This window comes from Rhodococcus sp. p52 (genome assembly GCF_000763325.2).
GTDB lineage: Bacteria > Actinomycetota > Actinomycetes > Mycobacteriales > Mycobacteriaceae > Rhodococcus > Rhodococcus pyridinivorans.
Genome location: NZ_CP016819.1, coordinates 2089177 through 2114339, shown reverse-complemented (window position 1 = coordinate 2114339; position 25163 = coordinate 2089177). Strand labels below are relative to the sequence as shown.

24 protein-coding genes are annotated in these 25163 nt (G+C 68.4%); 12 read left to right on the top strand and 12 right to left on the bottom strand.

Annotated elements, in window-relative coordinates:
* The first annotated feature begins 168 nt into the window (after positions 1-168).
* Together IM25_RS09780 and phoU are read left to right on the top strand one after the other, a co-directional pair.
* Complete coding sequence (locus IM25_RS09780; RefSeq protein WP_065996511.1) at positions 169-1986, top strand: LCP family protein; 1818 nt, start codon at positions 169-171, stop codon at positions 1984-1986.
* Positions 1987-2071: 85 nt separating this feature from the next.
* Positions 2072-2794 carry a phosphate signaling complex protein PhoU gene (gene phoU, locus IM25_RS09775; RefSeq protein WP_019290020.1) on the top strand — a complete coding sequence of 241 codons (723 nt, stop codon included), beginning with the start codon at positions 2072-2074 and terminating at the stop codon, positions 2792-2794.
* Between the two features lie 88 nt (positions 2795-2882).
* Here phoU and pstB read toward each other — a convergent pair whose 3' ends face one another.
* The 6 genes from pstB to IM25_RS09745 form a co-directional block, all read right to left on the bottom strand.
* Positions 2883-3659: a phosphate ABC transporter ATP-binding protein PstB gene (gene pstB, locus IM25_RS09770; RefSeq protein ID WP_006551791.1), complete on the bottom strand. Its 777-nt coding sequence runs from the start codon at positions 3657-3659 to the stop codon at positions 2883-2885.
* Positions 3660-3704: 45 nt separating this feature from the next.
* The gene (gene pstA / locus IM25_RS09765; protein WP_033096824.1) at positions 3705-4628 is read right to left on the bottom strand and encodes a phosphate ABC transporter permease PstA; all 924 of its coding nucleotides are present in this window, start codon (positions 4626-4628) and stop codon (positions 3705-3707) included.
* 3 nt (positions 4629-4631) lie between these two features.
* Positions 4632-5687: a phosphate ABC transporter permease subunit PstC gene (gene pstC, locus IM25_RS09760; RefSeq protein ID WP_033096963.1), complete on the bottom strand. Its 1056-nt coding sequence runs from the start codon at positions 5685-5687 to the stop codon at positions 4632-4634.
* A gap of 64 nt (positions 5688-5751) precedes the next feature.
* On the bottom strand, positions 5752-6900 hold the full coding sequence (gene pstS, locus IM25_RS09755) for a phosphate ABC transporter substrate-binding protein PstS (protein WP_065996000.1): 1149 nt from the start codon (positions 6898-6900) through the stop codon (positions 5752-5754).
* Positions 6901-7176: 276 nt separating this feature from the next.
* The gene (gene mshD, locus IM25_RS09750; RefSeq protein WP_033096825.1) at positions 7177-8088 is read right to left on the bottom strand and encodes a mycothiol synthase; all 912 of its coding nucleotides are present in this window, start codon (positions 8086-8088) and stop codon (positions 7177-7179) included.
* Entirely contained in the window at positions 8085-8894 is an 810-nt protein-coding gene (locus IM25_RS09745) for a winged helix-turn-helix transcriptional regulator (RefSeq protein ID WP_033096826.1), read from the bottom strand. Before IM25_RS09745 ends, mshD begins: the two co-directional genes overlap by 4 nt.
* A gap of 165 nt (positions 8895-9059) precedes the next feature.
* On the opposite strand from IM25_RS09745, the gene IM25_RS09740 reads away from it, so the two are divergent.
* The 7 genes from IM25_RS09740 to IM25_RS09715 all read left to right on the top strand — a co-directional run bounded on the left by IM25_RS09740 (position 9060) and on the right by IM25_RS09715 (position 13073).
* Entirely contained in the window at positions 9060-9842 is a 783-nt protein-coding gene (locus tag IM25_RS09740) for an LmeA family phospholipid-binding protein (RefSeq protein ID WP_084295078.1), read from the top strand.
* Entirely contained in the window at positions 9839-10264 is a 426-nt protein-coding gene (locus tag IM25_RS09735; RefSeq protein ID WP_033096827.1) for a thioredoxin family protein, read from the top strand. Before IM25_RS09740 ends, IM25_RS09735 begins: the two co-directional genes overlap by 4 nt.
* 45 nt (positions 10265-10309) lie before the next feature.
* Positions 10310-10393: a putative leader peptide gene (locus IM25_RS27585; protein ID WP_363887211.1), complete on the top strand. Its 84-nt coding sequence runs from the start codon at positions 10310-10312 to the stop codon at positions 10391-10393.
* Between the two features lie 118 nt (positions 10394-10511).
* Positions 10512-10976, top strand: a complete 465-nt coding sequence (locus IM25_RS09730; RefSeq protein ID WP_006551799.1) for a DUF4395 domain-containing protein — start codon at positions 10512-10514, stop codon at positions 10974-10976.
* Positions 10977-11081: 105 nt separating this feature from the next.
* Entirely contained in the window at positions 11082-11918 is an 837-nt protein-coding gene (locus IM25_RS09725; RefSeq protein ID WP_006551800.1) for a sulfurtransferase, read from the top strand.
* 2 nt (positions 11919-11920) lie between these two features.
* On the top strand, positions 11921-12226 hold the full coding sequence (locus tag IM25_RS09720) for a DUF1416 domain-containing protein (RefSeq protein WP_006551801.1): 306 nt from the start codon (positions 11921-11923) through the stop codon (positions 12224-12226).
* Positions 12227-12410: 184 nt separating this feature from the next.
* Positions 12411-13073: an FABP family protein gene (locus IM25_RS09715; RefSeq protein ID WP_006551803.1), complete on the top strand. Its 663-nt coding sequence runs from the start codon at positions 12411-12413 to the stop codon at positions 13071-13073.
* Positions 13074-13148: 75 nt separating this feature from the next.
* Here the strand turns inward: IM25_RS09715 and IM25_RS09710 are convergent, their stop codons facing one another.
* The 6 genes from IM25_RS09710 to IM25_RS09685 all read right to left on the bottom strand — a co-directional run bounded on the left by IM25_RS09710 (position 13149) and on the right by IM25_RS09685 (position 22280).
* Entirely contained in the window at positions 13149-14945 is a 1797-nt protein-coding gene (locus IM25_RS09710) for a BCCT family transporter (protein WP_442971920.1), read from the bottom strand.
* Between the two features lie 295 nt (positions 14946-15240).
* A complete protein-coding gene (gene cydC, locus IM25_RS09705) occupies positions 15241-16887 on the bottom strand; it encodes a thiol reductant ABC exporter subunit CydC (RefSeq protein ID WP_198162574.1) in 1647 nt (548 codons plus the stop codon).
* A 17-nt stretch (positions 16888-16904) separates the two neighbouring features.
* Complete coding sequence (gene cydD, locus IM25_RS09700; protein ID WP_033096830.1) at positions 16905-18632, bottom strand: thiol reductant ABC exporter subunit CydD; 1728 nt, start codon at positions 18630-18632, stop codon at positions 16905-16907.
* 2 nt (positions 18633-18634) lie between these two features.
* Complete coding sequence (cydB, locus tag IM25_RS09695) at positions 18635-19672, bottom strand: cytochrome d ubiquinol oxidase subunit II (RefSeq protein ID WP_006551807.1); 1038 nt, start codon at positions 19670-19672, stop codon at positions 18635-18637.
* A gap of 12 nt (positions 19673-19684) precedes the next feature.
* A complete protein-coding gene (locus IM25_RS09690; RefSeq protein ID WP_006551808.1) occupies positions 19685-21184 on the bottom strand; it encodes a cytochrome ubiquinol oxidase subunit I in 1500 nt (499 codons plus the stop codon).
* A 241-nt stretch (positions 21185-21425) separates the two neighbouring features.
* The gene (locus tag IM25_RS09685; RefSeq protein ID WP_006551809.1) at positions 21426-22280 is read right to left on the bottom strand and encodes an aminodeoxychorismate lyase; all 855 of its coding nucleotides are present in this window, start codon (positions 22278-22280) and stop codon (positions 21426-21428) included.
* Positions 22281-22336: 56 nt separating this feature from the next.
* On the opposite strand from IM25_RS09685, the gene ygfZ reads away from it, so the two are divergent.
* The 3 genes from ygfZ to IM25_RS09670 are packed head-to-tail and all read left to right on the top strand — an operon-like array spanning position 22337 to position 25145.
* Entirely contained in the window at positions 22337-23467 is a 1131-nt protein-coding gene (gene ygfZ / locus IM25_RS09680; RefSeq protein WP_033096831.1) for a CAF17-like 4Fe-4S cluster assembly/insertion protein YgfZ, read from the top strand.
* Positions 23464-24168, top strand: a complete 705-nt coding sequence (locus IM25_RS09675) for an MOSC domain-containing protein (protein WP_065995998.1) — start codon at positions 23464-23466, stop codon at positions 24166-24168. The genes ygfZ and IM25_RS09675 overlap by 4 nt, the downstream gene beginning before the upstream one ends.
* Positions 24165-25145, top strand: a complete 981-nt coding sequence (locus tag IM25_RS09670) for an asparaginase (protein WP_065995997.1) — start codon at positions 24165-24167, stop codon at positions 25143-25145. Before IM25_RS09675 ends, IM25_RS09670 begins: the two co-directional genes overlap by 4 nt.
* Positions 25146-25163: the final 18 nt, after the last annotated feature.

The window sequence follows — 25163 nt, the reverse complement described above, 5'->3', positions numbered from 1 at the left end:
CCCCCGGTGCAGCCCGGTGCTCCTCGGGTGCCCCCGGGACCGTCCCGGCCCCGGCCGCCGGAGAAGCCCGTCCCGTCGCACATCCAGGCTCCCGATCGGATGGCGCGCCACCCGTCCGTTCCGCCCCCGGTACCGACTCCCCCGGCCTCGGCGCAGCCCCCTCGAGCAGTGCCTCCCGCGGACTCGCGCCCGGTGCCTCGCGCGGACTCGCGCCCGGTGCCTCCCGCGGACTCGCGCCCGGTGCCTCCCGCCGGGTCGCCGCAGACCGTCAGACCGCCGCAGACGCCTCCTCGACAGCAACCGCCGATCGCGGACGAACAGCCGACCGTCAAGATCGATGCGGTGTCCCCCGAGGGCGCTGCGACGCCCGCCGAGGACGAGAACGACGACCGGACGACGGACGAGAAGGCGCACGGCTCCGCTCGGCCCCGCACGGTGGGCAACGCGACTCTCGGCCGGCTCGCGCAGAGCAAACAGCGCAAGCGGAAGCGTCTGAGGTTCGCGGCGAAAGCGGCGGTGGCGTTCGTCTCGGTCCTCGCGCTCCTCTGTAACGGTGCGGTGTGGGGATACGTCCGGTCCACGGAGGCCGGCTTCTCCCAGATCGCCGCGCTGGACACCGAGTCGGAGGACATCGTCGACCCGGTCGGTCAGACCGGCGACGAGACCTATCTGATCATCGGCACCGACACCCGCGCCGGTGCGAGCGGTGAGATCGGCGCCGGGACGGCCGACGACGCCGAGGGCGCTCGTGCCGACACCGTCATCCTCGTCAACACCCCCGCCGATCGCAGCCGCGTGGTCGCGGTGTCGTTCCCCCGCGATCTGGACGTCGATCGACCGGTCTGTCGCGGATGGGACAGTACGACCGGCGAATACGATTCCGAGCTCTATCCGGCCGCCGAAGGCGACAAGCTCAACGCGACCTACGCCCTCGGCGGACCGAAGTGCCTGGTCAAGGTGATCCAGAAGATGTCCGGATTGAGGATCGGCCATTTCGTGGGCATCGACTTCGCCGGCTTCGAATCGATGGTCGACGAGATCGGCGGCGTCGAGGTGTGCACCTCCATACCGTTGTACGACAACGAACTCGGTCCCCTGATCGAGACTCCCGGCACCCACACGCTCGACGGCAAGCGGGCACTCGACTACGTCCGCGCCCGCAAGATCGACCAGGAGGGCAACAGCGACTACGGCCGGATCAGCCGGCAGCAGAAGTTCCTGTCGTCGCTGCTGCGCTCGACGTTGTCGAACAAGGTGCTGTTCGATCCCGTGAAGCTCAACGGCTTCATCAGCGCCTTCACCCGCGCGACCTTCGTCGAGAACGTCAACGCCGAGTCGCTCGTCAAACTCGGGCGTTCGATGCAGAACGTCGAGGCGGGTGCGGTGTCCTTCCTGACCATCCCCACGGCCGGTACCAACGACTGGGGCAACGAGATCCCGCGCACGGACGACATCAAGGCGATCTTCACCGCGATCATCGACGATCTCCCTCTGCCGGGTGAGAAGCGGGGGGAGGACCCGACGGAGGTCGCGTCCGCTCCCCCGGCCGAACCGCTGCCCGCGCAGCTCGCTGTCGATCCGTCGACGGTGTCGGTGCAGGTCTCGAACGCGTCGGGTCTGTCCGGGCTGGCGGCCGGCACCGCCGAGGAGGTCGCCGCCTACGGCTTTCCGGTCTACTCGATCGGCAACTATGCCTCCGGGACGAGCAAGCAGACCGTGATCCGCTTCAGCGAAGGACAGGAGACCGACGCTGCGACGGTGGCCTCGGCCTTCCCCGGTGCGGTGCTGCAGGAGGCTCCGCCCTCGGCCCAGCTGGGCAGCATCGTGGAGATCGTCCTGGGTACCAGCTTCGACGGCACCGTCGTCGCTCCCACCCCCGCGGGCACGCCGCTCGCCCCGATGCAGATCCGGACCCGGTCGGAGTCGTCGGTCGAGCTCCCCGCCGATCTCGCGATCACCAACGCCGCCGACGATCTGTGCACGTAGACACCACTGTTCGGCCGTCGACGTTCACCTCTGGTTCATCCGATGCTCGCCGTTCGGACCGCTCGAGGTCGTAGGCTGTGCCACTATGCGCGTCGTCTACAACGAACAGATGGGCGAACTCGGCGATCTCCTCGGGGAGATGGCCGGGCTCGCCGGGACCGCGATGGAGCGGTCCACCAGAGCTCTTCTCGAAGCCGATCTCGCTCTCGCCGAGCAGGTGATCGACGAGCACGAGAAGATCACCGAACTCGTCACGATCTGCGAGGAGAAGGCGTTCCAGCTGCTCGCCCTGCAGGGTCCGGTCGCCGGCGATCTGCGTGCCGTCGTCAGCGGCATCCAGATCGTGGCCGACATCGACCGCATGGGTGCGCTCGCACTGCACATCGCGAAGGCGCCCCGCCGACGTCATCCCAAGCACGTGCTCCCCGACGAGGTGAAGGGCTACTTCGCCGAGATGGGACGGATCGCGGTCGCCCTCGGTGCCGCCACACGGGAGATTCTCGAGACCCGTGATCCCGCCCGGGCCGCCCGCCTCCACCACGAGGACGAGGCGATGGACGATCTGCACCGACACCTTTTCACCGTGCTCATGGACCGCGAATGGGCGCACGGCGTCGCAGCCGCCGTCGACGTCGCCCTGCTCGGCCGCTTCTACGAGCGGTTCGCCGATCACGCCGTCGAGGTGGGCCGCCGCGTCATCTTCCTCGTGACCGGCAAGCTCCCCACCGAGGAGGAGATCCGTCAGCTCGTGGAGAAGGTGGACAGTCTCACCGTCTACCCGGAGCACCACCGAGCGCAGAACCCCTGAGCCCACGACTGTCGAGTGCAGTAAGCACACGAACGACGAGACCCCGACCGGACGGATCCGGTCGGGGTCTCGTGTAGGTAGTGGCGGCTCAGCCGAAGCGGCCGGAGATGTAGTCCTCGGTGGCCTTCTTGCTCGGGTTCGAGAAGATCTTCTCGGTGTCGTCGATCTCCACCAGACCACCCGGGCGGCCGGTCGCCTCGAGGTTGAAGAAGGCCGTCTGGTCGCTCACGCGCGCGGCCTGCTGCATGTTGTGCGTGACGATGACGATGGTGAAGTCCTTCTTCAGCTCACCGATCAGGTCCTCGATGGCCAGCGTCGAGATGGGGTCGAGGGCCGAGCACGGCTCGTCCATGAGCAGCACATCGGGCTGGACCGCGATGGCGCGGGCGATGCACAGACGCTGCTGCTGACCACCGGACAGGCCACCGCCCGGCTTGTCGAGACGGTCCTTGACCTCGTTCCACAGGTTGGCGCCGCGCAGCGACTTCTCGGCGATCTCGTCGAGGGTCTTCCGGTCGCGCACACCCTGCAGCTTGAGGCCGGCGACGACGTTGTCGCGGATCGACATCGTGGGGAACGGGTTGGGACGCTGGAAGACCATGCCGATCGTCTTGCGCACACCGACCGGGTCGACGTTCTGATCGTAGATGTCCTCGCCGTCGAGGAGGATGGATCCCTCGACACGGGCGCCGGGCGTCACCTCGTGCATGCGGTTGATCGACCGGAGCACGGTGGACTTGCCGCAACCGGACGGGCCGATGAAGGCGGTGACGTTCCGCGGCGGCACGGACAGCGTCACGTCGGCCACGGCGTGGAACTTGCCGTAGTAGATGTTGACGTCCTTGAGATCCAGACGCTTAGCCATTACCGGCTCCCTACTGGTGTATCGATGTGAGAAGAGGTCTGTGGGTTACTTCTTGCCGACCTGCGAGTACCGGCTGATCAACTTGGCCGCGATGTTGAGGACCGCGATGACCAGGATCAGGGTGAGCGCGGCGCCCCAGATGCGCTGCGAACCGGCGTCGGTCGGGTTGTTCATCTCGGCGACCATGACGCCCGGGAGGGTGCCTTGCTCACCGCCGAACAGGTCGAGATTGATGAAGGGCGCGTAGCCGACGAGGATCAGCAGCGGCGCCGTCTCGCCCATGACGCGGGCCAGGGCGAGCATGATGCCGGTGATGATGCCGGCGAGCGAGGTGGGCAGCACGATGCGCGCGATGGTCTTCCACTTGGGGACACCGAGGGCGTAGGACGCTTCGCGCAGGTCCTGCGGGACGATGCGCAGCATCTCCTCGGTGCTGCGCACGACCACCGGCACCATGAGCAGAACGAGCGCGAGCGACACCGCGAAGCCCGACTTGGGCATCCCGAAGGTCGACACCCACAGTGCGTAGATGAACAGTGCCGCGACGATCGATGGGACACCGCTGAGGATGTCGACCATGAACGTCGTGATCCGGCCGAGCCGCGACCGGCCGGCGTACTCGACGAGGTAGATCGCAACGAAGACGCCGAGCGGGATGGAGATGATCGCGCAGACGAGTCCCTGCAGGAGGGTGCCGACGAGGGCGTGGTAGATGCCGCCGCCCATCGACGAGGACGTCAGTCCGCTCAGCGAGTGCGTGAACCAGGTCGGCGAGGTCAGGGCCGGCAGGCCCTTGGCGACTACGGTGAACAGCACCCAGGCCAGGGGAATCAGCGCGACGACGACCGACAGCGTGACGAGCACGGTGGCTGCGGTGTCCTTGATGCGGCGACGCCCGCTGACCCGCTGGAAGGCCGGGGGCTTGACCGGCGAGGAGAGCACGGTGTTCGACGTGGTGGTGGTCGACATGGATCAGTCCTTCTTTCCTGCGACGATCATGCGCGCGGCGGCGTTGACCACGAAGGTGAGCACGAAGAGCACGAGACCGGCGGCGATGTAGGCGCCCGCCTGGATGTCGTTGTTGAATTCGGCGTATCCCAGCGCAATCTTGGACGCGATGGTCGCGCCGCCGTCGAACAGCGACCAGGAGAACGCCTGCGAGGTGGTGCGCAGGATGAGGTACAGCGCCATCGTCTCGCCGAGCGCGCGGCCGAGACCGAGCATCGAACCGCTGATGTAGCCGGACTTGCCGAACGGGATGACGGTGGTCCGCACGACCTCCCAGCGGGTCGCGCCGAGTGCGAGCGCGCCCTCGATGTGGGCCGTCGGGGTCTGCACGAACACCTCGCGGCTCACCGCGGCGATGGTCGGCAGGATCATTACGGCGAGGACGATGCCGGCGGTGAAGATCGTTCCGCCGCCCACGATGGACCCGCTGCCGGTGGCGAAGAGCGGGAACCAGGCGAGGGTGGTATTGAGCCATTCCGCGACGGGGCGCAGGAACGGGGCGAGGACGAGCATGCCCCACAGGCCGTAGACGATCGACGGGACCGCGGCGAGCAGGTCGATGACATACGCCAGCGGTTTCCGGAGCCGGTCGGGGCAGTACGAGGTGAGGAAGATCGCGATGCCCAGCGCGACCGGCATGGCGAGGAACAGCGCGAAGAAGGAGACGAGCACCGTCACCTGGAACAGGTCGAGGACACCGAAGGCCATGTCGGTGATGTCCTGCGTGATCCAGTCACGGCTGGTGAGGAAGTTGACCTGGTTGCGCTGCAGCGCCGGGACGGCACGCCAGACGAGGAAGACTGCGATCGCGCCGATGATCACGGAGATCAGGACGGCGGAGCCGGAGGCGAGCGAGCCGAAGATTCTGTCTCCCGGCCGCACGACTGTCTTGCGTGCCCTGTCCGGGGATGGGGGTGGGGTGCTGATCGTGTCCTCCGTGATGCCGGTTGCACCGCCCGTTCCTGAGCGGGTCGGTTCGTCGGTCGCGGTAGAGACCGACGTGTTGTGCGCGTCACTCATGTGCGCTCGCAATCCTTCTCAGCGTATTCCTCAGGAACGGGCGGGTCGATGATCCCTCGGTTACTCACCGGACCGAGGGATCGGCGGGGCATCCGGCGGCGATGGCGTCGATCGACTCGGTGAGGCGGGTCTTGAAGGCGTCGGGCAGCGGGACGTAGCCCTGCTCGGACAGGCCTTCCTGGCCCTCGTTGGCGGCGGAGATCAGGAACGACTTGACGGCCGCGGCGGTGTCGGCGTCGTAGCCGGCCGAGCACACGATCTCGTAGGTGGCCAGCACCAGCGGGTAGGCACCCTCTTCGGAGCTGCCGAAGATCGACGACAGGTCGAGCGTGAGATCCCCCTCGGAGGCCGGGACGAACTCGGCGCCCTCGATGGCCTTGCCGGCGGTCTCCTCGGTCAGTTCGACGGGTCCGGAGCCGTTGTCGATCTGCGCGATGCTCAAACCGTTCTGGTCGGCGAAGGACTTCTCGACGTAGGTGATGGAGTTCGGCGAGCCGGAGACGGCCTGCGCGACACCCGCAGAACCCTTCGCGCCCTCACCGACACCGCCGGTGAAGTCCGAACCGGCACCGGAGGTCCATGCGCCGTTCGACGCGGTCTCGAGGTACTGCTGGAAGTTGTCGGTGGTACCCGACGAGTCCGAGCGCACGATCGGGGTGATGTTCGCGTCGGGCAGCTCAGCGCCCTCGTTGAGAGCGGCGATGGCCGGATCGTTCCACGTGGTGATCGAGCCGTTGAAGATCTTCGCGGCCGTCTCGGCGTTCAGCACGAGCTCGTCGACACCCTCGACGTTGTAGGCCAGTGCGACCGGGCCGAAGACCAGCGGCAGGTTCCATGCGGGATTGCCGGCGCAACGCTCGGCGGCCTGTGCCGCCTGCTCGTCCTTGATGGCCGAGTCCGAGCCGGCGAAATCGATCTGGTTCGCGATGAACTGCGTGCGGCCGTCACCGGAACCGGTGGGGTTGTACGCGACGTTGACGTTCGTGCCCTTCTCGGAGCACACCGCGATGTAGGTGGAGACGAACTGGTCCATCGCGTTCTTCTGGGCCGACGAGCCGGCACCCGAGAGGTTGGACTTGCCGTCGCAGGCTGCAGCGGACGCGGACGCATCGACGTCGACCGACCCGGCATTGTTGTCGGTACCGCACGCGGCGAGCGTGAGGGCTCCAGCGGCCACAACACCGAGCAGGGCGCCATTGCGCTTGAGGTTCACCTGTTCTCCTCCGGAAGTAACTTCACACGACCGCGGCGCCGAGCGGCGGCGGCATCGAGGCGCGGGCGACGCCGGCGCCGGGTCTGCGGCACTCGACCCGCTAGTGAAGTTAGGAGGAGACGGTGGACACTCGGACTACCGAAGGTTAACGCCGGATGAACACGCCGGATACACCTGGCGATGGTGTTACGACCATCACTCGAATCCTGACCGCGATCGGCGTGTCGGGTGGCAGAGTCCACCCTTCACGCCGTTCGTCCACCCGATCGGAGAGGGTCACGCCCGGGCGTAGGCGACGTCCACGTGGAACCGCTCGAAGCCGAGTTTGCCGTAGGTGTTCAACGCCGCGGTGTTGTCGCCCTCGACGTAGAGCAGGACACCGGGCAGACCCCGATCGCGCAGATAGTGCAGACCCGCGAGGGTGAGCAGGCGACCGAGCCCTCTGCCCTGCGCGGACGAGTCGATACCCACGACGTAGACCTCTCCGAGCTGCGGGTCGGACGCCGTGGCCGGGTGCACCTTGGTCCAGTGGAATCCGAGCAGCTTGTCGGGCTCGGCGGGATCGAACGCGAGGAACAGGCCTTCGGGATCGAACCACGACTCGCGTCGGCGTTCCTCCACGTCGGCGGCCGTCCAACGCCCCTGCTCGGGATGCCACTCGAAGGCCGCCGCGTTGACGCGGAGCAGTTCGGCGTCGTCCTGCGGGCCGCCGTAGGTGCGCAGCAGCACCGAGTCGGGCACCTCGAGGGCGGGAAGATCGTCCTGCTCGAGGGATCGACGCAACTGCAGGAGTTCGCGGACACCGGTCAGACCGAGACGGCGCGCCACCGCCTGCGCGGCGGGCAGGTCGCCGTGTGCCCACACGCGGGTGCCGTCGCCGCCCTCGGTGAGTGCACGCTCGACGAGTTCGCGGCCGAGTCCGTGCCCGCGCTGCGGCGGGTCGACGACCACCTCTGCCATCGCCGGATGACCGTCCTGGGCAGGCACGACGTTCGCGTAGCCCGCGACCTCACCGTCCTCTCCGAACGCGACGAGATGCCGGGCCGCGCCCTCCCGTCCGAGGGAGTGCACCGCCTGTTCGGAGATCGGCGCGGTGCCGTCGGTCTGCGTCGCCCGCGACACCACGGCGCGTACGGCTTCGGCGTGGTCGGTGGACGGGTGGTCGACGAATTCCGTATCGGTGCTCACGGAACGAATTGTGCCCCGGACTCCCCTGCGCCCGAGTCACCCGCGCCGGATTCCTCCGCACGGGGGTCGTCGAGAAGCGTGTCGTCCACATCGTCGTCGTCGACATCGGGAGTGGCATTGCCACCCTTGCCCACGCGGTTGGAGGGACGCACCGCCTTGTAGCCGACGTTGCGGACCGTTCCGATCAGCGCTTCGTGCTCGGGGCCGAGTTTCGCTCGCAGACGTCGGACGTGGACGTCGACGGTGCGGGTACCACCGAAGAAGTCGTAACCCCAGACCTCCTGCAGCAGCTGGGCGCGGGTGAACACCCGACCCGCGTGCTGGGCGAGGTACTTGAGGAGTTCGAACTCCTTGTAGGTGAGGTCGAGGGGACGTCCGCGCAGGCGGGCGGTGTAGGTGCCCTCGTCGATCGTGAGTTCCCCGAGAGTGATCTTGCCGGTGTTCTCCGGTCCCACCGCGACACCCGAGCGGCCCATGAGCAGGCGCAGGCGCGCGTCGAGCTCGGCCGGTCCGGTGCTGGACAGCAGGATGTCGTCGAGTCCCCATTCGGGGTTGACGGCCACGAGTCCGCCTTCGGTGAGCACGGCGACGACGGGCAATGCCGACCCGGTGCTGCCGAGCAGTCGGCACAGTCCTCGCGCGGCCGCGAGATCGGAGCGGGCATCGACGATGGCGACATCCGCCGACCCCGCCTCGAGCAGCGACGAAACTTCTGTAGGAGCCGGCCTGACCGAATGCGGGAGCAGCGCCAAGGACGGCAGGACCGCATCCGGATTCGGGTCGGAGGTCAGAAGGAGCAGCTCCACCGGGCCTCCAGTTCTTCGCGCGACCAGCGCGGATAGGTGTCGTAAACGTCGTGCAACAGACTAACGCCCCGATTGTTACCGCTATGTAAGCACGAGAATTCCGTGGACGGCCTCGGAACGGACGGGCGCGGCCCGACCGACGGCGCGTCCGACACAATGGTGGGCGTGCGCAAACTGATCTTCGGTCTCGTAGTCCTGCTCGGACTCGCAGTCCTCGCCGACTTCGGCGCGGCGGCGTGGTCGGAATACCGCGTCTCGCGTGCGCTGCGGGAGGGTGGCGTTCTCGAATCCGATCCGGCGGTGACCATCCACGGCTTCCCCTTCCTCATCCAGGCCCGCGACGGTCACTACGAGAACGTCGAGATCGTGGCCGACAACGTCCACACCGATCTGCTCGGGGACATCACGGTCGAGGCCAATCTGATCGGTGCGCACGCCGAGGCCGGTGAGCTGCTCGACGGGTCGATCCGGTCGGTGCCCGTCGACCTGCTGTACGGCCGCGTCATGCTCGACGCCACCGAGCTCGGACAGCTCTACGGCATCCCCGACCTGCAGGTTTCCGCTCCCCCGGCGAGCAAGTCCGACGGGACGGGCGGATCCGGCGGGTCCGGTCCGACGACCGCCGGCGGGGTCGTCCTCACGGGGACGGTGCCGGTCGGACCGGTGGAGGCGACGGTGAGTGTCCAGGCCGATCTGGTGCTCGACGGCGACCGCGTCCACATCGTCGCGTCGGATCTCTACTTCGCCCCCGAGGGACGCGCCGACTTCTCGGTTCCCGACGTCCTGAAGCCGGCGGTGCTCGGACTGTTCACGACGACGATCGAGCCGCAGAATCTGCCGTTCGGCGTGCGGCCCACCTTCGTCGAGGCGCGGGGCTCCCGGATCGTCATCGAGGGCGAGGCCCGCGACGTCGTCATCGATCTGCAGGAAGTGCAGACGCCCGCATGATCGCAGTAATCGTCCTCGTGGTCGTGATAGTCGCCACACTGGCGGTGGGAACGGCCCTGCGCACCCGTTCCGGCAAGCTCCGCACCACCGGCGCCGGCGCCTCGGCGGGCACCCACGAACTCCATCCCGCGCTGGCCACAGCGGGTGTCGGTGACGGCGTACCGGTGATCCTGCATTTCTCCGCGCCGTGGTGCGGACCGTGCGCGGCCGTGCGACGGGTCGTCGTGCAGGTTCTCGACCGCGATCCCGGTCGGGCACGCGAGGTCGAGCTGGATCTCGACGAAAATCCGGTCCTGGCACGGAAACTCGGGGTGCTGTCGCTGCCCACTACCTTCGTCTTCGACGGCGAGGGGCGCGAACGGTTCCGCGCGTCCGGCGTTCCGTCCGTCGACGACCTGCGCACAGCCCTGTCGTCGTTGTGATCCCGGGGGTCCACCCCCGAGGGGACGTGCGTTAAACTCCCTCGCGTGCAGAACCGCCACGAGCTGATGCTCACCCGACGCCGCGCAGTCGATCTGTGCCGCCTCGGTGGCTGTTGTTGTCCCTGCTGAACGCATCGACGAGCTGGCCCCGATCCTTGCGGCACCGATGCCGCCGAACCGATGCGTCGCCCCGCGGTCGTATGAATACCCTCCGCCCAGCGAATCAGAATCCAGCAGGAGATTCCCCATGCCCGTATCCACTCCCCGCACGTCCGGTAGGCAGGTCGACGTCCGTGGCCCGCGTTTCGCGGCGTGGATCACCACCGGCGTCCTCGTCCTCGCCCTGGTCGTCGCCACCTTCTCTCCCGTCGCAGCGGCCGTGATCCTGGCCCTGCAGACGATCGTGTTCGCTCTCGGAGCGGCACTCGGCCCGCGACGCAGCCCGTACGGTGCGCTGTTCGCGAGGCTCGTCGCTCCCCGCCTCGGTGCTCCGATCGAGACCGAGCCGGTGGAGCCGCTGCGGTTCGCGCAGCTCGTCGGATTCGTCTTCGCCCTCGTCGGAACGGTCGCGTTCTTCGCCGGCGCCATCGTCGTGGGCTCGGTGGCCGCAGGCTTCGCGCTGTTCGCGGCGCTGCTCAACGCCGCCTTCGGCGTGTGTCTCGGCTGCCGGATCCACCCGCTGGTCGCTCGAATGCGTCGCGTGCCCGCCTGACCGGCGGTCACCGAACTCGACATCCCACACCTCACCCTGGCACGGACCCTCGCACGGGTTCCGGTCACGGAAACCTCCCGGATTCTCTCACCGAAAGGAACACCCATGGCTCGCTCCGACGTCCTGGTCTCCGCCGACTGGGCAGAGCAGAACCTCACTGCGCCGAAGACCGTCTTCGTCGAGGTCGACGAGGACACCTCCGCCTACGACGGCGGCCACGTCGAAGGTGCCGTCAAGCTCGACTGGCGCAAGGACCTGCAGGACGCCGTCCGTCGCGACTTCCTGAACCGTGAGCAGTTCTCCGAGCTCCTCTCACGCAAGGGCATCGCCAACGACGACACGGTCGTGCTCTACGGCGGCAACAACAACTGGTTCGCCGCCTACGCCTACTGGTACTTCAAGCTCTACGGCCACCAGGACGTCAAGCTCATCGACGGCGGCCGCAAGAAGTGGGAGCTCGACGGCCGTCCGCTGTCGAAGGACGAGGTCACCCGCCCGGCCACCGAGTACAAGGCCGCCGAGCCCGACTACTCCATCCGCGCCTTCCGCGACGAGGTCATCGACTCGATCGGCACCAAGAACATCGTCGACGTGCGTTCGCCCGACGAGTTCTCCGGCAAGATCCTCGCCCCGGCGCACCTGCCGCAGGAGCAGGCGCAGCAGCGCGGCCACGTCCCCGGCGCCATCAACATCCCGTGGAGCACCACCGCCAACGAGGACGGCACCTTCAAGTCCGACGAGGACCTCGAGAAGCTGTACGCCGAGAAGGGCTTCGACGACAGCAAGGAGACCATCGCCTACTGCCGTATCGGTGAGCGCTCGAGCCACACCTGGTTCGTGCTCCAGGAGATCCTCGGCAAGAAGAACGTCAAGAACTACGACGGCAGCTGGGTCGAGTACGGCTCGCTCGTCGGTGCACCCATCGAACTGGAGGTCAACTGATCATGTGCGGCGCCCCTGTCCAAACCCAGACCCTGCCCGCCGGCGTGGACACCGAGAAGGAGACGGTCATCACCGGCCGTGTCCTGAACGCCGACGGCGAGCCCGTGGGCGGTGCGTTCGTGCGCCTGCTCGACGGCACCGACGAGTTCACCGCCGAGGTCGTCGCCTCGGCGACCGGCGACTTCCGTTTTTTCGCCGCCCCCGGCGACTGGAAGATCCGCGCCCTGTCGAGCTCCGGCAACGGCACCTCCACCGTGAGCCCCACCGCTCCCGGCGTGCACAACGTGGACGTCACGGTCGCCAAGTAATCCGGCCGGAACACCCCGCCGAAGGGCTCTGCTCCACCAGGAGCGGAGCCCTTCGTCGTACCGGAAAAGGGGTTGTCTAGAATGACCGCGTGGTCATCTTCTTCGAAATCCTGCTGGTCGCCGCGGCGCTCCTCATCACGTGGTTCGCGCTGTACACCATCTACCGCGTGGTCTCCGACGGATCGTGACGAACGACGGATCGGACGCCCAGCGGCGTAGCGGCGACGAGGCGATCGCCCGGGCCGCCGAGCGCGCTCGCGCCACCGCCGAGCTGAACCTTCCCGTCCTGGCCGGGCTGCCGGGCGCCGAGGACACCGCGAACCTGCGGCTCGGCCCCGACCTGAGCCCTGCCCTGCTCGCCGTCCTTCCCTTGGTCGGTGTGTGGCGCGGCGAGGGTGAGGCCAACGATCCCGAGACCGGCGACTATCCGTTCGGTCAGCAGATCACCGTCGCGCACAACGGCGGCGCGTATCTGGTGTGGGAGTCGCGCACGTGGCGTCTCGACGACTCGGGTGAATACGTGGGCGAGGATCGGCGCGAGAGCGGCTTCTGGCGCGTGTCCGGAACGGGCGCCCCCGACAGCGACGATCCCGAGACGCTCGAACTGCTGCTGACGCACAGCTCCGGCGTCGTCGAGCTGTACTACGGCACCGCACTCACCCAGTCCTCGTGGGAGCTCGCGACCGACGTCGTGATCCGCACCAAGTCCGGTGAGGTCGTCGGTGGCGCCAAGCGCCTCTACGGCATCGTCGACGGCGGCGACCTCGCCTACGTCGAGGAGCGCGTCACCGCCGACGGCGAACTGAAGCCCCGGATGTCCGCCCGCCTGTCACGCCACATCGGCTGACCAGGCCTCTTTCTTCCGAGACTCGAACGGTCCGGGTCTGTTCCCCTGTGAGGGAACAGACCCGGACCGTTTTTCTCAGTTCTCCTCGACGACCGACGTGCCGGTGGCACTCTTCTTGTCGGCATGTTCACCGTCGCCTCGTACACGGAGCGCATCGGGTTCGCCGGCATGGACCCGGTGGATTCCGGCGTCCTCGGCATCCTCGGCTGCGTTCTCGCCGTCCTCGCACTCGTCCGGGATGGCCCGCGTGTGGATGACGACCTCGGGTGCGGGTAGTTCCTGAGCAGCCTCGAGTTCCTCGGCCGACCGCACCTCGGGCCACTGACGGGTGATCGGCTCCGGCCGCTCGCCCAGGTCCTCGCGGATACCGCGCACCAGGCTGTACATCATGATGAAGCCCATCACGAAGAACGGCAGACCCACCACGGTGATGACCTGTTGCAGGGCGTCGAGCCCGTCCTTACCGGTCGCGACGAGCATGGTCGCTGCGACCAGGCCCATGAGCACCGCCCAGAACAAGCGCTGATGGAGGGGCGCCTTCCCCTCGTGACCGGCCGCCATCATGTCGAGCACCATCGCGGTCGAGTCCACCGAGGTGACGAAGAAGATCACCACCAGGATGATCGCGATGCCGGACACCAGGCCGGTGAGGGGGAAGTTGCCGAGGAATTCGAACAACGCACCCGGGATGTCCCCGTCGCCCACGACCCGCTCGACGAGACCACCGTTGCCCTCGAGTTCGATGTGGAACGAGCCCATCCCGAAGATGCTGAACCAGATCACCGAGAACAGCACGGGCAGACCGAGGACACCGCCGACGAACTCGCGGATGGTGCGGCCTCGCGAGATGCGCGCGATGAAGATGCCGACGAAGGGCGACCACGTGATGGTCCACGCCCAGTAGAAGACCGTCCAGGTGTTCTGCCAGCCGGAGTCGGCGAAGGTGTCGTTCCAGAACGCCAGGCGCGGCAGGGCCTCGGCGTAGATACCGGCCGATTCGATCATGCCCTTGAGCAGGAACAGGCTCGGTCCGGTGACGAGCACGAAGACCAGCAACATCACGGCCATGCCGATGTTGATGTTCGACAGGCGCTTGATGCCCTTGTCGAGACCGAGAGCGACCGAGATGCCGGCCATCACCGTCACGATCGCGATGAGGGCGATCTGGACGATCCCGGATTCCTGGATGTCGAACAGCTGCGCGAGACCGGCGTTGATCTGCAGGGTGCCCAGGCCGACCGAGGTCGCGACACCGAAGATGGTGCCGATGATCGCGACGACGTCGATGGTCTTGCCGATCGGGCCGTAGATGCGACCTCCGAGCAGGGGCGCGAAGATCGAGCTGACGCGCGGCGGCAGGTGCCGCTTGTAGATGAAGTAACCGAAGCCCAGGCCGGGCAGGGCGAAGATCGTCCAGGTGTGCAGTCCGAAGTGGTAGAGCGCGAAGCCCATGGCCTCTTCCGCGGCCTCCACGGACTGCGGCTCGACATCTTGCATGGGCGGGTTCGCGAAGTGGGAGATCGGCTCGGCGACGCCCCAGAACATGAGGATCGTGCCGATACCGGCGGCGAACAACATGGCGAACCACGCCAGGGTCGAGTGCTCGGGCCGTTCGTCGTCGCCGCCGAGCCGGACCCGGCCGTAATGGGTGAAGGCGATTCCGACGAGGAAGAGCAGGAAGGTCGTGACGCCCAGGATGTAGAACCATCCGAGGTTCGTCATGATCCAGTTGGACGCGGTACTGAAGATGGAATCGACGCCGTCGGTGAACGCGATCGTCACGACGACGAAGAGCAGCGCGATGAGCGCAGAAGAGAAGAAAACCCCCGGTGACGTGCGCAATCTTAACGAATCGTGAGCTTTTTGAAGTATCGGCACCAAACCGGTGTACCCAGAACGGACGAACTTGTACACCCGAAACGCCGATTTTGCACGAATGCGAACAGCCCCCGAGCCGCACCGCCGCACGGATCGCTCCGTGGACCGGCGGTCCCGATCGGACGGACCGGGAGCTCGGGGGCCGGGTGACTACCTGGGATTCGCCAGCCGCGCGCGGTCGGTGAATTCCGTCGTCTCGAGCAGCTAGCGGGTAGCCACCTCACGCGTCCGAATATCAATCACTTCCAGACCACCTCCTTCCTCGTGTACCAGCGAAACTACGCTTCGTTCACGAGGCGGGCAACGCATTTTTCTCGACGCGAACGACCAGGTCGGCGGCGGTATCCGCGGGCAGACGGTGGGTGACCACCACGACGGTGCGCTCGGGGCCGACCAAGCATGCGTCGCGGTCCAGGAGGAGTCGCTGCATCAGGTCGGCGCTCTCGTCGTCGAGATGTTCCGTGGGTTCGTCGAGCAGCAGGATCCGTGCGGGCGACAGCAGAGCCCGGGCCAGCAGGAGGCGACGGCGCTGCCCACCGGAGACCGTGCGGGCTCCGGCCCCCAGGACGGTGTGGACTCCCTGCGGGAGTCCGTCCACCCACTCCCCCAGCCCCACGGCGCCGAGGGCGGCCAGTGCCTCGTCCTCGTCCACGTCGCCCCGCGCGACACGCAGGTTCTCGAGGATCGACGTGTCGAACAGGTGGGCGTCCTCCGCGAAGAAGCCGATCTTGCGGCGCAGGGCCGCGGGATCGATGTCCGCGAGGTCGACACCGTCGAGCGTCACTGCGCCTCCGCGTGGGGCGAGCAGACCCGCGAGCGTCATGAGCACGGTGGTCTTGCCGCTGCCGCTGCCGCCCACGATCGCGACGCGACAGCCCGGCCTCAGGTCGAGGTCGACCGGTTCCGTGGACGGTCCGCCGGGCCATCCGCCCCGCAGACCCACCGCACGGAGTCGGCCGGGTCCGTCGGCCGGCTCGGTGCCGTGCGGAACCGTCCTGTCGGCGCGGTCGAGCATCTCCGTGATGCGACCGGCCGCCAGGCGTGCGCGGTTGAGGGTCTGCGCGGCTGCCGGGAGGACGGCGGTGGCCTCGAACGCCGACAGCGGCAGCAGGACGAGAATGCCGAGTGTCGTCGGGCTCATGGCCGCCGGACCGGAGCCGAAGACGGCGATACCGACAAGGAGGGCACCGAGCACACTCACGCCGACCGCCAGGGGCGCGGCCGCGTCGGCGAACGCTGCGGGGACCGCCGAGCGGTCGGTGGCCCGGACGGAGGCGATGTTCGCGGCGCGGGCCCGCCGGGCGAGCGGGTCGAGCCGTCCCGCGACCCGCAGTTCCGCCGCGTGGTCCAGCACCGTGACCGCGTCCTCGGTGAACCGGGTCCGTGCGGCGTTCGCATCGGCGTCCGCACGGGCCGCGGCGCGGGCGGACAGCCACGGTGCGAACAGTCCGGCAACGAGCAGCGCCGCGGCGAGGACCGCGCCGGCAGCGGGAGCGATGACGGTGAGGGTCACGACCGCCGCGAGGGAGAGCACGGCCGCGACGGCGATGGGCACGAGTGCGCGCACCACGACGTCGCCGAGAGCGTCGACGTCGGCACCGGTGCGCGGGAGCAGGTCGCCGCGTCCCACGCCCAGGGCGGCGGCCGGGTCGCCGTCCGCGAGTCGCCGGTAGAGATTCGCGCGGGCCGAGGTGGTGCCGCGCAGCGCGGTCTCGTGCGTTGCGAGTCGTTCGAAGTAGCGGAACAACCCGCGGGAGATTCCCAGCGCCCGCACCGCGACGACCGCGACGGTCAGGTCCAGGACGGGCGGCATCTCCCATGCCCGCACGATCAGCCACGCCGAGAGACCGGCGAGCAGCAGGGCACTGCCGAGGGTCGCGACACCGGCGAGGACGGCGAGCAGCACTCGGCGCGGCTCGAGCTCGAGCAGGGCCATCGCCCGGCGCAGATCCTTCACCGGGACACCTCCGTCGGTGCTGCGTGGACGGTGACGACCTCGTCCGCGATGGCGAGCAGGGTGGGGCGATGCGCCACGACCACCACGGTGCGGCCGGCCGCGGCGAGCCCGCGCAGCGTGGACAGGACGGTGACCTCGGTGTCCTCGTCGAGGTGGGCCGTGGGTTCGTCGAGCAGCAGGACCGGGCGCGGGGAGGCGAGGGTGCGGGTGAGCGCCAGTCGCTGACGTTGGCCGAGCGACAGGCCCGTGCCGCCGGCCCCCACGACGGTCCGCCAGCCGTCCGGGAGTTCGGCGAGCACGCTGTCGAAGCCGGTGGCGGCGCAGACGTCGTCGAGTTCGGTGGCCTCCGGGTCGACACCGGTGAGTCGCAGATTGTCGGCGAGCGTGCCGGGCAGCAGCACCGGCCGCTGCGGAAGCCACGCCATCTGCGACCACCAGTTCTCGTCGCCCGCGACGGGACGTCCGTCGACGGTGACGGTCCCCTCGCTCGGCTCGGCGAGCCCGAGCAGCGCCAGCAGGGCGGTGGACTTGCCGGCCCCGTTGGCGCCGGTGAACGCGGTGATCCGGCCGGGACGGCAGATCGCGTCGAGCCGGTGCGGGGCGCAACCGTCGCGGCCGGGCACGGAGACGCCGTCGAAGACGATCTCGCAGTTCGCGACCCGGTCGGTGCCGATCGTGTCCGTGGAGGTGCGACGCGAGGAGGCGCGGCGAGAGGAGGCGGCGTCCGGCACCGAGTCGAGCACGGCGAATGCCTTGTCGGCCGCCGCCATCCCGTCCTCGGCGGCGTGGAACTTGCTGCCGACGGTGCGCAGCGGGAGGTAGGCCTCCGGCGCGAGGATCAACGCGATGATGCCGGCTTCGAGGGGCATGGATCCGTAGACGAGGCGCATACCGATGCTCACGGCGACGAGGGCGACGGACAGCGTCGCGAGGAATTCGAGGACCGTGCCGGACAGGAAGGCCACGCGCAGGGCCGACATCGTAGTCGCGCGATGCTCGTCGCCGAGTTCGCGCACGCGATCGGCGGGCCCCTTCTCACGACCGAGGGCGCGCAGTGTGGGAAGACCCGCGAGGAGGTCGAGCAGTTGTGACGACAGTGTCGTCATCGCGCGCAGGGTGCGGTCGGCCTTGCCTTTGGTGAGCAGGCCGATGAGGATCATGAAGATCGGGATGAGCGGCAGCGTGATCACGACGATGACCGCCGAGGTGAGGTCGTGCAGGGCGATCACGACGATCGTCACCGGGGTGAGGATCACGGCCAGCAGCAGCGCCGGCAGATAGCCGGTGAGATATTCCTTCAGCCCGTCGAGTCCGCGGGTGAGAACCACCGCGATCTCGTCGCGTCGCGGGTCGAGTTCGCGCGGGGGCAGATTCGCCGCGGAATCGAGGACCTCGTGTTCGAGTTCGGCGACCACGCGGGTCGCGGACCGGTGCGCGTACCGCGACTGCAGCCACGTCACCGCGACCCGCACGACGATCGCCACCGCGAGGATCGCCAGTTCGGTCGTCCAGTCGCCGACGGACCGGGCGTCGGTGGTGATGACGCCCGCGAGGACCCGTCCGATCATGAGTGCGGTGACGACGACCATCACGACATCGACCACCGAGGTGACCACGGTCAGGACGAGATATCCGCGGGCTGCGGCCGAGTAGCGCCACAACCGCGGGTCCACCGGCCCCCGCCGACGCGCGGGCGCGTCGGCGGGGGCTGCGGACTGCGTCATGCTCACTTCGAGCCGATCTTCAGACCGATCGAGTGCGGGATGTGGTCGGTCGACAGACGCTGACGGAACACCCAGTACGTCCAGCCCTGGTAGGCGAGGACGACCGGGGTCATGAACGCTGCGGCCCACGTCATGACCTTCAGTGTGTACGGGCTCGACGACGCGTTCTCGATCGTCAGCGACCAGGACGGGTCGAGGGTCGACGGCATGACGTTCGGGAACAGCGACGCGAACAGCAACACCGAGGTCGCGGCGATCGCGACGGTGGTGAACACGAACGCCCAGCCCTCACGCGCGACGATGGTCAGCGCGACCACCGCGAGCAGGGAGATCGCCGCCACGGCGACGAGCGCGATCGTCCAGCCCTTGCCGTAGGCGAGTTGGGTCCACACCACGAACGCACCGGCCACGAGGACGGCGGGCACGGCCAGCTTCCGCGACATCGCCACGGCATCCGTCCGGACCTGTCCCTCGGTCTTGAGCGCGATGAACACCGCGCCGTGCAGCGCGAAGACCAGCGCCGTCGTCGCACCGCCGAGCAGGGCGTACGGGTTCAGCAGGTCGAAGAATCCGCCGACGTACTGCTTGTCGGCGTCGATCGCCACGCCGCGCACGATGTTCGCGAACGCCACACCCCACAGCACGGCGGGCACCCACGAGCCGAAGATGATCCCCCAGTCGCAGCGGCGACGCCAGGTCGGATCGTCGACCTTGCCGCGCCACTCGATGGCGCACACCCTCACGATCAGGGCGAGCAGGATCAGCAGCAGCGGGAGATAGAAGCCCGAGAAGAGGGTCGCGTACCACTCGGGGAACGCCGCGAACAGCGCACCACCCGCGGTGATGAGCCAGACCTCGTTGCCGTCCCAGACCGGACCGATCGTGTTGAGCAGCACCCGGCGCCGGGTGTCCGCCTCGACGGTCCTACCGCGGCCGAGCACCGGGAAGTGCATGCCCACACCGAAGTCGAACCCCTCGAGGACGAAGTAGCCGGTGAACAATACTGCGATGAGAATGAACCAGATTTCCTGAAGTCCCATGTCCGCCCACTCCTAGTACGCGAAGGACAGCTGTTTCGGCTGCGTGTCGTCGGTGTCGTCGTCGGAGCCCGGCGGTTGCGCGTCGTGCTCCTGCGGGCCTTCCATCGCGTACTTGCGGATGAGCCAGAACCACACCACGCCGAGCGCTGCGTAGACGAGGGTGAAGGCGATCAGCGAGGTGAGCACCGTTCCTGCCGCATGATCGGAGACACCCTGGTCGACGGTGAGCCGGATCATGTCCACGCCCGTGGGATTCGGATGCACCACCCAGGGCTGCCGGCCCATCTCGGTGAAGATCCAGCCCGCACTGTTGGCGAGGAAGGGCGTGGGGATCGCGACGAGCGACAGCGTCGAGAACCACCTCTGGTCGGGCACCCGGCCGCCGCGGGTGACCCACAGCCCAGCCAGGGCCAGGGCCGCGGAACCGGCGGCGAGGCCGATCATCGCGCGGAACGACCAGTAGGTGACGAACAGGTTGGGCTTGTAGTTGCCGGGGCCGAATTGCTGTTCGTACTGCGCCTGCAGGTCCTCGACGCCCTGGAGGGTCACGCCGCTGAACTCGCCCTGCGCGAGGAAGGACAGCACGTAGGGCACGTCGAGGACGTGGATCACGCCGTCGCAGTCGTTGTGCGTGCCGATCGTGAGGATCGAGAAGTTGGGGTCGGTCTCGGTGTGGCACAGCGACTCGGCCGAGGCCATCTTCATCGGTTGCTGCTCGAACATGAGCTTGGCCTGGACGTCACCGGTGACGAACAACCCGATGCCCGAGATGATCATGACCATCAGGCCGAGGCGGGTCGCGGGGCGGAACAGTCCGCGGGCGTCGTTCTCGAGGCGCTGGGCCTCCTCGGGTTCCGAGGTGCGGATCTCGGCGGCGCGTCGCATGTTGCGGACCATCCACCAGCCACCGATGCCGGCGACGAAGGTTGCGGCGGTGAGGAATCCGCCGGCGACCGCGTGGGGGAAGGCTGCGAGCGCGGTGTTGTTGGTGAGCAGTTCCCAGATGCTCGTCAGCTCGGCGCGGCCGGTCTCGGGGTTGTAGGTGGCCCCGACGGGATGCTGCATGAACGAGTTCGCCGCGATGATGAAGAAGGCGGAGGCGTTCACGCCGATCGCGACGAGCCAGATGGTCGCGAGGTGCACGAGTTTCGGCAGGCGCGTCCAGCCGAAGATCCACAGGCCGAGGAAGGTCGACTCCATGAAGAAGGCGACGAGACCTTCGAGGGCGAGGGGTGCGCCGAAGACGTCGCCGACGAAGCGGGAGTACTCGCTCCAGTTCATGCCGAACTGGAATTCCTGCACGATGCCGGTCGCGACACCGAGCGCGAAGTTGATCAGGAACATCTTCCCGAAGAACTTCGTGAGGCGGTACCAGTGATCCTTGCCGGTGACCACCCACATCGTCTGCATGATCGCGACGAGCGGCGCGAGGCCGATCGTCAACGGCACGAGGATGAAGTGATACACCGTCGTGATCCCGAACTGCCACCGGGACAGATCCAAGACGTCCATTGCCACTCCGAGTGAGGCCCGGTCGATACGGAGATCCAGAGCGGGGCCGACGCTGCGGTTCTCGTTCGCGAAGACACGCCGGTAGTACTGCCCCGGCCTTGCTACTACCGAATGTAGTAGCGATTGCGCGAAGTGGGACAGGTTCGTGTCGCCCGACACATCGGACTCACGTCACATCGGATACGGATCCCCCGCGGGGGCACCCCCGCCGCCACTCAGGAAGCTGCATCGACCGATTCGCTCACGAAGCGGCGTCGACCGCCTCGTCGACGAGGCCTTCGATCTCGCCCTCCTGGACCCGCGGGACCAGCGCGTGCCCGTTGAGGGTGTGCACCCGCACCGCGAGCGCCACGCTGGAGATCAGCCAGAGACCGTCGGCGACGACGAGATCCGCCGGGCGCAGCGGCTCGTACCGGACCGTGAAGTCCCGCTCCCCCGCCAGGTCGAACAGTGCCTGCTGCGTGGTGCCGGGGAGGATCCCCTGCTCCGGCGGCGGAGTGAGCAATGTCCGGCCACGCGCGACGAGCACCGTCGACCGCGGACCCTCGAGCACGTAGCCCTCGGCACTGACGAAGATCACGTCGTCGGCGCCGACCGACTCGGCGTGACGCAGTGCCGCCATGTTCGTCGCGTACGACAGCGTCTTGGCACCGAGGAGCTGCCACGGCGCCTTCTGCGCCAGATCGGTCGAAAAACCCCGTTCGAGGGTCACCACGGACACGCCGTCGCGCCGTGCGATGCCGACACGCTCGGCCACCGGCGTCACGAGCAGGAAGGCCGTCGGCGTGTCGGCGCCCTCACGACCACGCGTGTAGACCAGGCGCAGCACGCCCTCCTGCTCGGCGCCCCACTGTTCGAGTGCCACGTCGACGGCGAGCCGCCAGTCGTCGCGATCGGGTTCGGGCAACTGTGCGGCGGCCGCGGACGCCGCGAGCCGGGCGAGATGCAGTTCGAGCGCACGCGCCCGGCCGCCTCGCACGAGCAACGTCTCGAACACCCCGTCGCCACGAAGAACACCGAAATCGTCGGCGTGCAGAAGGGGTGCGTCCGCATCCCTCACCTCGCCGTCCAGCGTCACCAGCACCCGCTCAGCCATGGCGCTCAGCCTAGCCACTGGCAGACCTGTCGGCCGGTTCCCCATAGACTGGTGTCGTGACCGAGTCTCCGATCGTGTCCGAAAGCGCCCTTCTCGCACTTCCCGGCGCAGTCGCCTCGCCTTCCGGCGGGCCCGATGCCGGACTTCCCTGGCATTACGGCGACCCGCTCGGCGAGCAACGTGCCGCCGCCACGTCCGCCGCCGTGGTCGACCGTTCCACCCGCTTCGTCCTCGCTGTTCCGGGCGACGAACGCCTGAGCTGGCTGCACACCATTTCCAGCCAGCACATCGCGTCGCTCCCGAACGGCACCTCCGCCGAGAACCTGAGCCTCGACGCGAACGGCCGCGTCGAACACCACTTCGTGCAGACCGACCTCGACGGCGTGACGTGGATCGACACCGAAGCCGACCGCGGACCCGACCTGCTGGCCTTCCTGAAGAAGATGGTGTTCTGGGCGAAGGCAGAACCCCGCGACGGCAACGAACTCGCGGTCCTGAGCCTCCTCGGGCCGGAAGCCGGCAGCCCCGCCGTGCTCGCCGTGCTCGGGATCGACGCGCTGCCGGCCGAACCCTATGCCGCCGTCGCCCTGCCCGCCGGTGGCTTCGTCCGCCGCATGCCGTGGCCCACCGAGCACTCCTTCGACCTCCTGGTGCCACGCGAGTCGCTCACCGCGATCTTCACCGCCCTGCGGGACGCCGGCGCGCGTCCGGCCGGCAGCTGGGCGTTCGAGGCCCTGCGCGTCGAAGCGGTCCGTCCCCGGATCGGTGTCGACACCGACGAGCGCACCATCCCCCACGAGGCCCGCTGGGTCGGCGGACCCGAGCAGTACGGCGCCGTCCACCTCGACAAGGGCTGCTACCGCGGTCAGGAGACCGTCGCGCGGGTCCACAACCTCGGCAAGCCCCCGCGACATCTCGTCCTTCTCCATCTCGACGGCTCGGCCGACGGACGACCCGAGACGGGCGACGACATCACCGCCGGAGGTCGCGCGGTCGGACGCATCGGCACAATCGTCGACCATCACGAACTCGGGCCGATCGCGCTCGCGCTCGTCAAGCGCACCATCACGCCCGACACGGCCCTCGTCGCAGGACCGTGCGCGGCGTCCATCGACCCCGACTCCATCCCTCCCGACGACGGCATCCAGGCAGGAAGGGCGGCGGTCGACCGATTGCGCGGCCGGTGACCGCCGAGACGGCCGGCACGCGGCCGGCGACCTCGGGGACCGTCGCAGCGGTCTGCGTCGTGCACACGCTGCACGAGACCGGACTGCGGCGTAATCCCGTCACCGCGATCGACAAGCGTCCCGTCGACGGGCCGGTGCACGTCGGCGAGCTCGGCTTGACCGGCGACCGCCAGTGCGACACCGCCAACCACGGCGGCGTCCACAAGGCCGTCTACGCCTTCTCGCAGGACGAGTCGCGCCGCTGGGGCACCGAACTCGACCGGGAACTGCCCATCGGCTGGGTCGGCGAGAATCTGCACGTCGCCGGGTTCTCCCCCACCGACGCCGTCATCGGCGAGCGGTGGCGCGTCGGCGACGGCGGTCTGCTCCTCGAGGTGACCGGCCCCCGTCCCCCTTGCCGCACCTTCGCGATCCGTTCGGAGGAAGTCGACTGGGCCACCCGGTTCGTCGCTCGCGGCGATTGCGGCGCGTACCTGAAGGTGATCTCCGAGGGACCGGTGGCCGCGGGCGACCGCATCGTCGTCGAACACGTCCCCTCCCACGCGGCCACGGTGCGCGATCTGTTCACCGGACAGGGCCACGAGCGGGTCGCCGCGATGCTCGAGCAGCAGGCCGACATCGCTCCCAGCGTCGCCGACAAGGCCCGCCGCCTCGCCGGACGACCACAGGAGGGGCGGGCACGGAAGGGAGAGAGTCGTTGAGCGTCGAACTGGTCGAGGTGGTGCGCTCGGGCTTCCGGGAGTGCATCCACCGCGGCTCGCTGATCGTTCTGGACCCGGACGGCGAGGTCCTCGTCTCGCTGGGCGAGGTGCACACGCCGATCTATCCGCGGTCGTCGAACAAGCCGATGCAGGCGGTCGCGCTGCTGCGCGCCGGCTTCGTCCCCCGCGACTCCGCCGAACTCGCGATCGCCACGGCGTCGCACGAAGGTGAGGCCGACCACGTGGAGGCCGTCGAGCGGATCCTGTCCGGTGCCGGTTTCACCGAGAAGGACCTGCGCTGCCCGACGGATCTGCCCGGCAACGAACTCACCCGCGCCGAGGTGCTCGCCGCCGGACGCACGCCGCGGTCGATCTACATGAACTGCTCGGGCAAGCACGCGGCGATGCTCGCGGCGTGCGCGGCGAACGGCTGGGACACCGACGGCTACACCGACGCCGGCCACCCGCTGCAGCAGCTGGTGACCGAGACGATCCTCGAACTGACCGGCGACATCGAGGACACCGATCTCGGAATCGACGGCTGTGGTCTGCCGATCGTGCCCGTCCCCCTGTTCAATCTCGCCCGCGCCTACTCGCGGCTCGCGACGGCGGAGGGCGGCACGCCCGAGCGCGCCGTCGCCGACGCGGTGCGCGAACATCCGTTCCTGATCTCCGGCACCGGCAAGGACGATCTGAAGCTCATGCGCGCGGTGGGCGGTCTGCTGTGCAAGGCGGGCGCCGACGGGATCCACGCCGGCGCGCTGCCGGACGGCACATCCTTCGCCTTCAAGATCGACGACGGGCACGAGCGGGCACGCCTCCCGCTCACCGCGGCCCTGCTCCACCGCCTCGGAGCGGGTGCCGCCACGAACGCCGCGACCTTCGATTCCGAACGGCTGGCGGTGCTCTCGTCGGCACCGGTCTTCGGTGGTGGCGTGCGCGTCGGCACCGTCCGGGCCGTCCCGGGGGTGTTCTGAAGGGCATCTCTATCACAT

Coding starts and splice junctions, on each gene's coding strand:
- cydB (WP_006551807.1), bottom strand. CDS start 19,672: ATGGGACTTCAGGAAATCTGGTTCATTCTCATCGCAGTATTGTTCACC.
- IM25_RS09735 (WP_033096827.1), top strand. CDS start 9,839: ATGATCGCAGTAATCGTCCTCGTGGTCGTGATAGTCGCCACACTGGCG.
- IM25_RS09720 (WP_006551801.1), top strand. CDS start 11,921: ATGTGCGGCGCCCCTGTCCAAACCCAGACCCTGCCCGCCGGCGTGGAC.
- cydC (WP_198162574.1), bottom strand. CDS start 16,887: ATGGCCCTGCTCGAGCTCGAGCCGCGCCGAGTGCTGCTCGCCGTCCTC.
- phoU (WP_019290020.1), top strand. CDS start 2,072: ATGCGCGTCGTCTACAACGAACAGATGGGCGAACTCGGCGATCTCCTC.
- IM25_RS09725 (WP_006551800.1), top strand. CDS start 11,082: ATGGCTCGCTCCGACGTCCTGGTCTCCGCCGACTGGGCAGAGCAGAAC.
- IM25_RS09685 (WP_006551809.1), bottom strand. CDS start 22,280: ATGGCTGAGCGGGTGCTGGTGACGCTGGACGGCGAGGTGAGGGATGCG.
- pstA (WP_033096824.1), bottom strand. CDS start 4,628: ATGTCGACCACCACCACGTCGAACACCGTGCTCTCCTCGCCGGTCAAG.
- IM25_RS09730 (WP_006551799.1), top strand. CDS start 10,512: ATGCCCGTATCCACTCCCCGCACGTCCGGTAGGCAGGTCGACGTCCGT.
- cydD (WP_033096830.1), bottom strand. CDS start 18,632: ATGACGCAGTCCGCAGCCCCCGCCGACGCGCCCGCGCGTCGGCGGGGG.
- pstC (WP_033096963.1), bottom strand. CDS start 5,687: ATGAGTGACGCGCACAACACGTCGGTCTCTACCGCGACCGACGAACCG.
- IM25_RS09690 (WP_006551808.1), bottom strand. CDS start 21,184: ATGGACGTCTTGGATCTGTCCCGGTGGCAGTTCGGGATCACGACGGTG.
- pstB (WP_006551791.1), bottom strand. CDS start 3,659: ATGGCTAAGCGTCTGGATCTCAAGGACGTCAACATCTACTACGGCAAG.